The organism is Sodalis sp. RH15 (assembly GCF_047324255.1).
Taxonomy (GTDB): Bacteria; Pseudomonadota; Gammaproteobacteria; order Enterobacterales; family Enterobacteriaceae; genus Acerihabitans; species Acerihabitans ligni.
The window spans coordinates 4,067,044-4,080,799 of record NZ_CP178738.1 but is presented as its reverse complement, the minus strand read 5'-3'; the positions used below and the strand labels follow the sequence as shown (position 1 = coordinate 4,080,799).

Genomic DNA, 13,756 nt, shown 5'->3' with positions numbered 1-13,756 from the left:
TTGTATTCACTCTATCCACCTCTTTTTCTTACGTTACTTGACCAGCTTTGACGTGTATGCTGTTTTCACGGCTGCTATTCTTACGTTGACCAGTGATCTGTTTTGAACGGTTAAACTGGTTATCCGCATCCGTGTTGGCAATGACATCGACTCCAAGACGTAGATCAGCGTCCAATCCAGTCATAAAAGCCGCGGTCGGTCCCTTGTTCCTTGCATGCCGTATTCAATGATCCCCACGAAGGTCCCTGGTAACTTCTAAGACATAGTCCTTACTGGCATCATTGATGATCAGCCATTTCGCTGAGTCGAATCCAGGCATTGTTCGAGGAAGTGCAATAAGTACAATGGGGAGCGTTTTCGCTTCGTTAAAGCAAGGTATTTGTATGTTAAGTTTCATTATTTTGATCCGGCTTGATTTGCGTCATTATAAACAAGCAGTTGGAAATGTTTATTTGAATTCGCTCATTTTGCCAGTAAAACAGAGGTTTTTATAGTAAGTTATTGAAATATTAGAAAATATTAACTATTGGTCCATGCAAGTCCGTTGACCTGCCGTGTATTCTGACCATTTATTAGGCAGCAGCGGCACCGTCTATTATTCTTTTATCCAGCCGGCAACAGCTTGTCAAATTCTGCCTTTTCTGATTGTGTTAAGTATTGTGGTTCAAACATCCTAATGTTAGAAAATGCGTGTTAACTCACTCTTTGAGCCTATGATAATATAGTGAAGCCCTCGGAAGAAGAAATCCTAATGATCACGTTCTGGTTTGTCCACTATCCGCGCAGAGACGCCAGTGTTATTGATGCTTTAGATCATCTAACTGTTTCATCTAGGGGCGGTAGCGTGGGGAACAGCCACGGCTTTAACATAAGCAAAATTATTCATGAGGTATACTTAAACTATTTTAGCTGTGCTAGTCGTGGTCCATTGAGATTTATTATTAATATGATGTAAAATACGAAAGACTTTTGAGAATATTTTTTGTTACAAAATCAACAAATCCACACTAAATGAATGAGATGGAATAATATTAGATGAATAATTTTGTCACTGGGGCAGCCGGTTTCACCGAATCGGCTATCGTTCGAAATATCATTAACGATCCTCAAGATCCGGTTTTGGTGGCTTTTTGCCTCGCCAATGCTGAAAATGATGAGTCACTGGCGGAAGTCAGCCAAAATGCTCTTAATCAATTTGAGCTGTTGAATATCTGTGATCGCGCGGCCTGGTACGGGTTTTTAAATCATATCAACCTGTTGCTTTTATGTGCTTGGCGGCTGAAATCATGTCGATCGTTCAATTGATGGCCCGGCGGCAGTAATCGAAACAAATACTGTAACTATCTGTATTTTATCGAAAACTGAACGGCATTACTGGTTGTTCATGGATGAGCCGTTTAAGTTGGCTTTCCATCGCGAGTGAGGTTATACCGATGATTGACGATCGATTTTATTTTGCTTTTGAAGAACGTTTTCGCTATTCGAAAGCAGTGATCGCGAATAGATTGCCCACCTATCTTCCTATACTGCAAATTTTTGAGGGGGCAAATCGCGCTCCAATAGCCTACGACTATAGCATCGAATGTGGGGAATGGCTAAATTTGCTGGCGAGCCGCGGGTGGGATGTACGCGGGGTTGAGATAAACGAACGTACGGCAAACAGATATATCGCCAAAGGGATGAATGTCGTCATTGCCGATGCGCTTTCACATATTAAATCCATACCCGACGACTCCGTGTCACTCATTTCCGGCTTTCATCTTGCAGAATGCCTATCATTTGAGATGCTTTACGATTTTGTCAATGAGGCTCTGAGGGTACTCATTCCAGGTGGAATATTAATTATCGAGACTACCCAAGCAGAAGATTTTCTTGTTGGATTAAATCATTTCTATTATGATCCGGCGCAAATCAAACCCTTGCCACCGACATATTTACAATTTTTGGTCGAATATTTAAATTTCAAAACGACTAAAATAATTGGTTTTCACAATCCCGTTATTTCCAAGCCCTCTGCTCTCACAACCAGCAGCAATTGTTACACGGAACTTTCGTGCTACTATTCGCTGGTTGCTCAAAAAGATCCGGCCGGGGCGGACGAGCTTAACTGTTCCGTCGCCGATGTCATTGACAAGGCCAATAAATGTGAATCTCCCCCGGGTTATGCAGTATTGGGCTCGTTGGGTGAGCAACCCGATATCGTCAATGGTTGGCGCGGCCAGATTCAAGAACGCTTGTTTGAAGTCGAGAAAAAGCATACTGCATTTGAAGATGATCTTTCATTTTTGAAGAGACATAATGCGCACCTTAGCGAAAGTGTGATTCGGCTCTATGAATCGGCGGCGTCGAGCGCATTGCATCGGGCAGAGGATACGAATGCGGAGCTTCGCTCGGCGCAAACATTATTGCATGCCATCTACGCCAGCACCTCTTGGAAGATAACCAAGCCACTACGCAGCCTAGCCACTCTCGTCAGAGGCGCCCGCCGGCGTTTAATGGCTAAGGGGGTAGTTGCGCCTGTGGCGGACAAACGGGAGGTTGTTTCGGATAACGACCTGACGCCGCACGCCAATTTAATCTTAACGGACTTGGAGTTTGCAATTAAACAAAAAAAGTCTGCTGAAGATTGATAGAAAGTATTAATAGGAGATTTTTAAATTCGTATCGTAATTGACATGCAGGACGCACAGACGGAAAGTCTTGATGGCGTCGGCCGGTATACAATCGGATTTGTGCAGGGAATCGTGCGCAACCGTGGACCGCACGAGGTGGTGTTGGCATTGAACGGTCTGCTGGATCAGACCATCGAGCCTATCCGTCATATGTTTGAGGGTTTGCTACCTAAGGAAAATTTCCGTGTCTGGTATGCTCCTGCGGGATCGGACGCCAGGGGCGGTACCGAAGACCTGTGGCAGGACACAGCGTTACTTGTGCGTGAAGCATTCTTACAAAGCCTGGAGGCGGACATCATCCATGTCTGCAATTTTGCGGGGAGGAACTCCACAGGTCGTATGAGCGGCACCGATCGAGTTAATCGCACGACGCCCGTCACTATGACGTTGCGCGGTTTCTCCATAGGGCAACATATCAGTTCGGAACATACTGGTGCGAACGACGACGAACGCAGGCAACGGTACCTTGAATATGCCGATCTTTTTTTCGTAAGTTCCGAGTTCGCCCGCGAGGAGGTGCTCAAGATGTCTGGGCTCCCACCCGAGCGGATAGTAAAACTTTCATCTGCCATCGGAGCGCAGTTTCGGTCAATCCCGGTGGCAAAGGCAAAAAAAACCGCACTCCTCAGCGGGTTTGGGGTGAATAAGCCGTTCATCTTTTCTGTGGGAGGCGATAAGGCGTGTGAGGACCTGCTCCGTTTAGTGCGGGCTTATGCGTTGCTACCGGAGGAACTACGCACGGATCATCAGTTGGTATTCGCTGGTGAAATAAGGGAGGAGGGGGTCGAAAAGCTGCGTCGTCAAGGGACTACAAGCGGTCTCAGTGAAGATACAATCGTATTTGTCGGCCAAGTGGACGATAAAACACGGGTTGAACTTTATAATCTTTGCAGCTTGTCAGTCTTTCCCGCCGGTGACGAAGATTCTGCGTTATCAGCACTGGAGGCAATGGCTTGCGGCGCTCCGGCGATCGGCGCTAACGCCATGTATTTACCGGAAGTCATCAATGAACCCGAGGCGCTGTTTGACCCAAAAGAGGTCTCAACCTTTGCCGAAAAGATGGCACAGTGCCTTGACGATGCCGACTTCCGCGATCGGCTTCGTCGACGCGGGCTGGAGTACAGTGCGTTTTTCTCATGGGACAGGATGGCGCGGCACGCCATTTCGGCTTGGCGGGATTTGCTCGACTGTAGGTCTAAGCATGATGGGGCTGGAGCTGCTGTCAAGTCATCCCGTCCGGGCGTTGCGTTACCTGTCGGGCATGCATCTGTGCGTGCTTCCGTCGAGCGCAAGCCAAGGCTGGCCTTTGTTTCTCCGCTGCCGCCCGAGCGGAGCGGCATCGCTGATTACGCCGCGGAACTGATTCCGGCGTTGGCTGAATTTTATGATATCGATGTCATTGTCGACCAAAAAGACGTTGAAGAAGCGCGTGTTCAACGCGTTGCGCATGTGCGGGATTCGGCGTGGCTACTGGCGCATGCGGGCGAATTGGACCGAGTGGTCTACCAGGTGGGCAACTCTCCGTTTCACAATTACATGCTTCCCCTGATGCGCCAAGTGCCGGGCACGGTCGTGCTGCACGATTTTTACCTGAGCGGCCTGATGGGGTGGCGGGAGCTGCTTGCCGGAGAAGGCTGTGTTTGGAGCGAGGCTCTTTACGAGGAACATGGTATCGAGGCAGTTCTGATCCGTTTACGTGACATCGAGGCCGCCAGGAACGAATATCCCGTCAGTTTTTATCCGCTTTCCCATGCCAGAGGGGTCATCTTTCACTCGGACCATGCGCTACGTATGGCCAAACGATGGTATTCGCCGGCGCGCGTTGCGCATTCGGCGGTGATTCCCCTTCTGCGCGAGCCTGCCGGCGTTCTCGATAAGGCTGTTGCCCGCGGGTGCCTTAAGATTGATCCAGCGGCATTTGTGATCTGCAGCTTTGGGTTTCTCGGGGAGACGAAACAGACCTTACGCCTGTTGAAAACCTGGCTGAGCAGCGGCCTGGCCGCCGATAAAAACTGTGAGTTGGTGTTCGTAGGCGAACTTGGCGGCGGCGAGTACGGCAGGCAAATGCTGGCGGCGTTAAATGCAGTGGTAATGGAACAACGGGTGCGAGTCACCGGTTTTGTCTCCGCGCAGACCTATCGCCAATACTTGACGGCGGCTGATATGGCGGTTCAATTGCGCACGCACAGCCGTGGAGAAACCTCCGCGGCAGCTCTCGACTGTATGAATTACGGCCTTCCGCTCATCGTTAACGCGAATGGTTCGATGGCGGAAATCGATGAGTCGGCCGTTTGGATGTTGCCGGATGAGTTCACTGATAGCGAACTTCTCAATGCATTGGAATCGCTGTGGAAAGCGCCGGACCGTCGCCGTGTTCTTGGAGAACGGGCCCAGGCACGTGTCCACGAACGCAATTCTCCGGCGGCTTGCGCGCAGCAATACGCGGCGGCGCTGGATGGTTTCGCTTCTGAGATAAGGCAACCACCTCTTCCCATGCTGGTGCGTGCGATTGCCAAGAGCGACGCCTGCCCCAAGGCGGAGGCCGAATTGGCAAGGATAGCCGAGGCCCTTGCTTTGACTTTCCCCTCCGCGCGGCCTTGCAAACGGCTTTTCCTCGATATTACGGCGACGAGCCGCAACGACCTTAAAACGGGTATCGAGCGGGTTGCGCGGGCGCTGCTGCTTGCGCTGTTGAAGGCGCCCCCTGCCGGCTGGCGAATCGAGCCCGTCTACCTGAGTCAGGACGGCGGGCGGTGGCGTTACCGGCGAGCTGCCCGATATGTCCTGAACTTGTTGGGCTGGAGGGATGACCCGCTGATTGGGGATGCGGTGGTGGTGCCCGATGTTGGCGAAGCCGTCGTGGGGCTCGATATTTCCGGCGAAATGCTGGCCCAAGCCGCTGAGGCGGGTTTTTTTCGGCGCATCAGTGACCGTGGCGCCCATGTACAGTTCATGGTTTACGATTTGCTGCCCGTGCGAATGCCCGAAGTGTTTCCCCCCGGAGCGGATAGCTCTTTCGAGCGTTGGCTGCGCAGCGTCTGCAGTTTCGACGGTGCGGTGTGCATTTCGCAATCCGTGGCTGAAGATCTGGCGCGTTGGCGTGAGGCAAACCAACCGGCGGCCCCACTGGAAAGAACGTCATTTCCAATTTCGTGGGTTCATCTCGGCGCGGATGTGATGAACTCTGCCCCCAGCCGGGGGCTCCCCCAAGATGCCCTGCGAGTTTTGTGGCAATTGCACGAGAGCCCGACCTTCCTGATGGTGGGAACCATCGAGCCGCGTAAGGGTTACGGACAGGTGCTCGAGGCATTCAGCCAATTGTGGCGTGATAAACAGGATGTCAATCTCGTGATCGTTGGCAGGGAGGGTTGGCTCGGACTGCCGGCGGAGAACCGGCGAGATATTCCGCAGACGATTGAGAGCATTCGTAACCACCCTGAGCTGGGGCGGCATCTGTTTTGGCTGGAAGGTATCAGCGACGAATACCTTGAAGAGGTTTATTCCGGCGCCACATGCCTGCTTGCCGCGTCATATGATGAAGGCTTTGGCTTGCCATTGATCGAAGCCGCGCAGCACGGACTGCCTCTGCTCGTTCGGGATATTCCCGTGTTCCGGGAAGTGGCGGGGGAGCGCGCCAGTTATTTTTGCGCCGAGACAGCCGCCGAGTTGGTCAAGTCGGTGCGGGCGTGGTTGGCGCTGCGAGCCCAAGGTAAGACCGTGGCATCGAAAGGCATGCCCTTCCTGTCTTGGGCGGAGAGCGCGGTGAATTTAACGGAAGCCGTGCTAAAGGGGGATGGCGAATGGGAAGGGTGATGTAGCTCTATGAATCGGGTTAACCGGTTGGCGGTTATCAGCTTGTGGCGTCTCCAGAGAGTCCTGGCTGCGAGATCTTAATTGCTATGCTTTATGCTGCAAAATGATTTGCAATTGACGCGCAAACCCACCTTGACGGATAAGTTAATCCAGCAAGGTGGGTTTGCGCGAGTTTGCCCTTATTGAACTTTTAAGGGTAGCGTACTGATGCCGGTATGAGTATGCCAGCGCGATGTATATAAATCATATTCACACAATCCAGTCTGGATGTGATGCTTATTAATATAATTATCTACCCTTGAAATATAAGTTTCATGGGGTTGAAAACCAAAATCCCAGTCAGAAGGGTTGAACGTGGAAAAACCATTGATGGTTCTCAGAGCAAAAATCTCAGATAGGAGCATTGCGTCAACATTATGAGCGTATACGTTATAGGTGGCATCATCCTTTTTATTCAAGGATTCATCAAGACGCTGCCCACTGACAAAAAAAGATCGACATGACGGCGGCGGTTCCTCTGCTTGCTTAATAAAATTGAGCTGTTCTTGTCTATTAAGCCATTGACTTCTACCGAGATTAATTTGTTCCATTATTAAAAGGCAAGCCAGTATTATGGTTAAGCCTTTATATTTGTATCTGGCCACTTTGCCAAGGAAATAGACCACCAATACCGTTATCGGGAAATTCAGGAACAACGCATATCGCGCCGTAACACGCATTCCTTTCGCTCCGGGGACTAATTCCCATACTAATTTCCATAATGTATGATTGCCAAATTTAATCATTAATAGTAGTGACAAAATTACAGCTAATAAAAGACTTCTAATCAGAACGCTTTCTATGGTAAATGCTGAATTTTTGAAAAAATAAATCAGGGAAACAAGGCTGACGATCAATATAACGGGAGGGAAGCCAACCATAAACTCCCCACCAAGCTGAAAGTTAGGAGGAAAAATAGAAAAATAATGTTGGCTAAGCTTACCGAAAAGAAAATTAGTGTCGCCAGGATTAAGAAGATTAGTTAGACGGGGAGTATAACTAAGTACTTCACCAAAATGATGCACCCCGACTTTTTTCGCTGACTGCAAATAGACAATGAGAAACGGCAAAAAAGAAAGGAGGGTGACTATGGCTGGGATAATTATTTCATAAGCATTAAATGATGGTCTGATAAAAGATTCATTATGGCGCCGTTTTTCCCAATAAGAAATCAAAACAATGAAGATAGTGAGAATCATTGTAAAGAAAATAAAAAACCAGGCCATATAAAAAGTACTTAACAGCCAACTGCCAAGCAATATCCCGGAAGCGGAGCCATATAGGATGGCTTTTTTTCTACTGTTCCCGCTGGTTAAAAAAAGCATATAGCGGTAAAGTAAAAGTGTCAGCAAAGGACTTAACGCTACGCTTAATAGTTGTGCATGGCCCGATTGGAGAACAAGATTATTATTTAGGGTGAATATACTGGCGCCGGTGATAGCAAGAAAGGGTTTTAGTCCAATACACCGGCGGCAAAGAGCATAAAATGAATAATAACCTATGGTCCTCAAAACAATATTAACGAGCTCCGCGGAAAGAAAAATATCAATGCCTGAAAATCTAAAAAATGATGCTATTAAACCGTACAGAAAATAGCCATCATTATAGCCCAGAGTATTGGGATAAGGCGAAAAATACCCTACAATATTCCAAGCAGATTTGCCTCTGAAAACATTATACCAATGCTCCAGCAAACTATTCTCGATTAACCCGTCATACCGATCGCCGGTCAGTATATTAAATCCTGTTTCAAGCTGTACTCGTAAAATAAAGCTTATGACACAAAGATAAATAACGCTAACTACAATTACTTCTTTAAGCGAAATTTTCGACTTATCAATTTTGGTCGAAGCGATATTAAACATGTTCATTAGTCCCTTGATTACCATGAGGAAGGGGAAGTGATAGATAAAACAGGCGCTTAAACTCCCTGCGCCCCATGGTGATACATTCCAGGATTAACCCCGTGATAAATGCAATGGCCGAAAAGATGAGTAATCCCGTTGACAGTACCGCAGTCGGCAAGCGAGGAACTAACCCCGTAATGATATATTCATCAATAATGGGTATGGATATGCATATTCCTATTAGGGCAAATATTATTGCCAATATGCCATAGAAAAAAAATGGGCGTTCGACCGAATATAATTTAATGATAGTTTTTAGAATCTTTGCACCATCCTTATAGGTAGATAATTTACTCACTGAGCTTTCCATGCGGGGACTATAGGGGGTATCAATTTCGGCATAGGGCATGCGCAGTTCCAACGCATGCACCGTCAGCTCTGTTTCGGTCTCAAATCCCGTCGCCAGTGCGGGAAAAGATTTTACATAACGTTTTGAAAAAACCCGGTAGCCCGATAACATATCAGAGAATTCACCGCCAAAAATGAGTTTAACGCAACCGGTAAGAATTTTATTGCCCCAACTATGGCCGGGACGATAGGCTTCTTTGATCATATGAACACGCGCACCCACAACCATATCGAGATGTTCGGATATGAGTTTATCAATCAGTGCCGGGCAGCATGAGGCATCATAAGTCGCATCGCCGTCCACCATGACGTATATATCGGCGTCCACATCCGCGAACATGCGCCTGACGACATTTCCTTTGCCTTTTTGCATTACGTTAAATACTTGAACCCCCTCACTCTTCGCAATTTGCACTGTATTATCAGTCGAATTATTATCAAATATGAATATTGATGCCTCTGGTAGCGCTTGACGAAAATCAGCTATAACCTTTTGAATTGAAAGAGCTTCATTGTAGCATGGAACAATGATGGCCACTTTATTACCAGCAAAATTATTCATAATAGCATTCACTAAAATAACAATCTAAAAGCCGTTCAACATGATTAAACTCTGCATATTGATCCCGTATTTCATTCCGGAAGCACATATTTTATCCTAAAAGCGTGGTTACTTAATAATAGTGGGAAAGCTCGAACCCGTGTAGCACGTTGCTTTGCAACGGTGGAAAACAGCAAGGCATCCGATATTCCCGCGAATTGTACCGAATTTTTCTGAGACTGAATAGTGCTTGTAGGGTTTTAAACCTTTTTTTAATCCAGTGTTAAGATGCCTCCTCTAGCACCATTTGGAAACAGGCATAGAATAATAGGATCGTTGAAAAGGTATGCTTGCAAAAGATTCTCGGTAATAGAGGGTTTGGGCGGCTATCATTGTTGACATGTGCGTAGCCCTAGCCTGCTGTTATAAACACCATTCTTCAGGGGGATGCGGACGAAAACTTGGACTGCTTGGGCGGGGGTTTCCATACTCATGCCAAGACCGCATTCGAGCGGGTTTGACATGGCATATTGAATTCAGCCACTTGGAGAGGGGTGAAATCATCACCTCCGCAAACGAACAGGTAACACAATGATCGGATTGAAAAAAGAGAACATCCGGCCGCGGAGGGGAAAAGGCGCACTCAGGCCCGTCGAATACCGAAGAGGCCCTAGACTTGCGGCATAGACCCATGCATGGTTTTTGCCGCATTCGGGGAATATCCCTATCGAATCAGAGGGCGCGACGGAGCGGCGAAGCGCAAAGGTCTTTTGGTGAGGTCTGGTATGAAAGATACCTCATGCAAAATTTGGTCAAAGGGCCCCCTTTATTCGTTCAAGAATTAACCAGGCTTAATGAGATTATTCGGAAAATACCTTTCAAGCCGCTACTTTTGTACAGATTAGATCCAAATCAAAAACGAAAGGGGTGACATAAACTGCATTGCAGATTAATATGTCCCTCTTTTATTGGTAATTGGTATTTTTTCACTATGGGCAATAGCTCAGTATCCATCGCATTTTCCGATATAGTCGCCGCCGCAAGACGATATTCCCTTGCCGGCATGCTTGGATGGCAAGATGTGCGCCAACGCTATAGACGCTCGTCCTTGGGACCGTTTTGGCTGACCATCAGTATGGGTGTTATGATAGGTACCATCGGTCTTGTTTTCGGAGGAATTTTTGCTACTCCGATGGCTGATTTTTTCCCATTTCTATCAATAGGATTGATTTTATGGGGCTTTATCTCCTCAGTGCTCACTGAGGGCTGTACCGGTTTTATTGGTGCTGAAAACATAATTAAGCAATTACCTATTCCCTTATTTGTACATATTTTACGAATGATGTGGCGTAATATTTTGATATTGGGACATAATATTCTTATATTACCGCTTGTTTTTATTTTTGTTGGCAAGCCCCTTCATTTGATTTCCCTGTTTAGTATTTTGGGAATGTTTTTAGTCCTCATCAACCTCCTGTGGATTGCCTTGGTGTTAAGTATCGTGTGCGCGCGGTACCGCGACCTCCCACAAATGATTATCAGCGTATTGCAGGTTGTCTTCTATATTACACCAATAATGTGGATGCCCACGCTTTTGCCGAAACGAATAGGTCTGCAAATATTAAATTATAATCCATTATACCATTTAATAGAGATTGTTCGCGCACCGCTGCTCGGTGAATTACCAACGATGACAAATTGGGTTGCTTCGATTCTATTTGCCGTGGTCGGATGGTTTGTGGCACTTGTGATTTATGGGCGTTATAAGCGCCGAATAGCGTACTGGCTCTAAAAAAGAAGATAAAATATGGCATCTATTGAATTTAGCAATGTTTGTGTTGATTTTCCCATATACAACGCCAATGGTCGATCTTTAAAGAAAAGGCTAATTCAAGTTGCAACGGGTGGGCAACTTGGAGAGGATACACAAGGCCGCGTTATTGTTAAGGCGCTTGAAGGCCTGAACTTTACGCTGAAAGATGGTGATCGTGTAGGATTGCTAGGGCACAATGGCGCGGGTAAAAGTACTTTACTTCGCTTGCTGAGCGGTGTCTATGAACCCTCGTCGGGGACAGCCAGAATTCAAGGCCAGATAGGATCCCTGATAGATATTTCCCTCGGGATTGATCCTGAAGCAACGGGAAGAGAGAATATTTACATCCGGGGAGGATTATTGGGAATGACAAAATCGCAAATTACAAAACAGCTTTCTGAAATAATAGAATTTTCAGAATTAGGTGATTTTGTTGATATGCCCGTTCGAACTTATTCTAGCGGCATGCATTTGCGGTTGGCATTCTCCGTGTCTACAATTATGCGTCCTGAAATTTTGCTTATGGATGAGTGGCTTTCCGTGGGCGATGAAAATTTTAAGCGAAAGGCGGAAGAAAGAATGCACGAACTGGTTAAGTCTACCAATATCTTAGTCATCGCGAGCCATTCTAAAAAATTGATTTGTGATTTGTGTGACCGGGCAATCTGGCTTGAACATGGAAAAATCAAGCTTGATGGACCGGCTGAGGTTGTTGCCGATCAATATTTTTGTTGAGTTGATTGGCATAGCGACAACGGGATTCTCAGGTAGCTTGGACCGGTTTATTGGAGGACTCCGGCGAGTTTTTTCCAGTAAATCTTAAGTAGACGTATTAGATGACTCCCATTAGCTGCTACTATTTACTCACAGCCAGCGCTGATCAAAAAATGAAGTATGTAGAGACAATACATTCATGCATATAACAGCGATGATACAGCAGAAACGTTAATATTTTTGATATATTGTAACAATATATGATTTCTGCTTAAATTTTTGATATACTGTTTTTGAAATGTCTAAAAGTAATATTGTTAAAAATTTTACTTTGTAAAGGGTCTTTTTTTTTGCTTTTGCGAAATAATAATCAGTGGTGTAATAAGATAGCATTTACTGTTATGGCGGTATATGTGGTATGAGCTGAACCACGAATAAAATGCTATATAAAGAATTGTGCCCACGCACTTATTAGACATATTTAATATTAAAAACATATAACAAAGTATTAACTAACATTCGTCCGGTTAAAGGGCATTGTTACTATCTCAACATTGGAGATTCAATTATGACCTTTGTATCTTTCGCGCAAAATTATGAAGATGTCATCCTTTGGCGTGCTCTGAATCGATTTGGTCCTGGCTTCTATATCGATGTTGGGGCCAGTGATCCCGTCAACGATTCTGTAACCAAGGCATTTTACGATCATGGTTGGCATGGCATTAACATTGAACCTATGAAGGAGTCCTACGACAATATATGTAAAGATCGTTTAAGAGATATTAATTTAAATATAGCGATCGACAAGCAAAATGGTACAAAAACGTTTTACAGTATTGACAGTGGAAATGGATTATCCACTTCGGTTAAGGATTACGCCGATAAATATACCACTGACGGGAAATGTGTAAATGAACTTGAAGTGGAGACGAAAACATTAGCTTATATTTTCAAAAACTTTGTGACCGGAGATGTGCATTTTTTGAAAATTGATGTCGAGGGCAGCGAGGAGTTTGTTCTTGAGGGAGCCGATTTTACCACTTATAGACCCTGGATCGTTTTGGTTGAAGCGACAAAACCCAATACTAGCGATTTATCATATCATAATTGGGAACATTTGCTTATTGATGTAAAATATACATTTGTGTATTTTGATGGACTGAACCGATTTTATGTTGCAAATGAAAAAGTAGAATTATTACAGCAATATTTTTCTGCGCCTCCTAATTATTTCGACTTTTTCGTTTTATACAGAAATAATTTAAATTTAGAAAAGTTATATATGTTTACGCAGGAGTTCCATGCTATATCTGAACTTGTTCTCAATAGAAAGGACGAAAGCGCTCGTGCCGGTAATGAGTCAAGTAACATTGAATTGAATGCAGATTCATTCGCAGACATAAAGAAAAATATAAACTTGTTGCTTATAGAAAATGAACGTTTAAGAAAATTAAACGACGATTTATGCAAGAATATAGATATTTTAGAGCAACAAAAAACAGAAATTTTGCAGAGCTATTCATGGTCTATGACAAAACCCGTGCGTGCGATTGTTGAAAAAATAAATAAATTGATCAGTTAATATTTTTTAGGACCATTGATTGATGGGTTTCTTTTACAAATACGTGCTGGTGGTTATACTGGTAAGAAACAGAGATTGGCCCATTTTCTGAGGGTTGTAGTCGAATTTAATATTCTGGATTGATGTTAAATTGTAGCGAATATGTAATAGATCCAGGTGAATTGTGGGGAAAATATTCAGACATATAAATGATATAGGCACTCGATGTCTATTTCGAATTTAAGCCGGCTTTCAGCAACTATAATCATGTCTTAATGAGAAGATTTGTATTATGCGGCATGCGGCAAAGCGAAATGTGCATAACATCACAGTAATATTTTGTTACAA

8 protein-coding genes are annotated in these 13,756 nt (G+C 45.4%); 6 read left to right on the top strand and 2 right to left on the bottom strand.

All coding sequences use genetic code 11. From position 1 onward, the window contains the following. Window positions 1-1,035: 1,035 nt before the first annotated feature. The 3 genes from ACL2XO_RS18560 (at window position 1,036) to ACL2XO_RS18550 (ending at window position 6,485) form a co-directional block, all read left to right on the top strand. Window positions 1,036-1,305, top strand: a complete 270-nt coding sequence (locus tag ACL2XO_RS18560) for a hypothetical protein (protein WP_413725034.1) — start codon at window positions 1,036-1,038, stop codon at window positions 1,303-1,305. A 128-nt stretch (window positions 1,306-1,433) separates the two neighbouring features. Then, entirely contained in the window at window positions 1,434-2,630 is a 1,197-nt protein-coding gene (locus ACL2XO_RS18555) for a methyltransferase domain-containing protein (RefSeq protein WP_413741252.1), read from the top strand. A gap of 45 nt (window positions 2,631-2,675) precedes the next feature. Further along, window positions 2,676-6,485, top strand: coding sequence for a glycosyltransferase (locus tag ACL2XO_RS18550; protein ID WP_413741251.1), 3,810 nt, complete (start codon window positions 2,676-2,678; stop codon window positions 6,483-6,485). 179 nt (window positions 6,486-6,664) lie between these two features. Here the strand turns inward: ACL2XO_RS18550 and ACL2XO_RS18545 are convergent, their stop codons facing one another. Together ACL2XO_RS18545 and ACL2XO_RS18540 are read right to left on the bottom strand one after the other, a co-directional pair. After that, complete coding sequence (locus ACL2XO_RS18545) at window positions 6,665-8,389, bottom strand: hypothetical protein (protein WP_413741250.1); 1,725 nt, start codon at window positions 8,387-8,389, stop codon at window positions 6,665-6,667. Next, entirely contained in the window at window positions 8,382-9,341 is a 960-nt protein-coding gene (locus ACL2XO_RS18540; protein WP_413741249.1) for a glycosyltransferase family 2 protein, read from the bottom strand. The genes ACL2XO_RS18545 and ACL2XO_RS18540 overlap by 8 nt, the downstream gene beginning before the upstream one ends. Window positions 9,342-10,311: 970 nt before the next feature. Here ACL2XO_RS18540 and ACL2XO_RS18535 point away from each other — a divergent pair. From ACL2XO_RS18535 to ACL2XO_RS18525, 3 genes are all read left to right on the top strand, one after another. After that, a complete protein-coding gene (locus tag ACL2XO_RS18535) occupies window positions 10,312-11,112 on the top strand; it encodes an ABC transporter permease (RefSeq protein WP_413741248.1) in 801 nt (266 codons plus the stop codon). 15 nt (window positions 11,113-11,127) lie between these two features. Then, window positions 11,128-11,868 (top strand): ABC transporter ATP-binding protein, encoded by a 741-nt coding sequence (locus ACL2XO_RS18530; RefSeq protein ID WP_413725028.1) that lies wholly within the window; start codon window positions 11,128-11,130, stop codon window positions 11,866-11,868. Between the two features lie 547 nt (window positions 11,869-12,415). Further along, window positions 12,416-13,429 (top strand): FkbM family methyltransferase, encoded by a 1,014-nt coding sequence (locus ACL2XO_RS18525; RefSeq protein ID WP_413741247.1) that lies wholly within the window; start codon window positions 12,416-12,418, stop codon window positions 13,427-13,429. Window positions 13,430-13,756 lie beyond the last annotated feature (327 nt).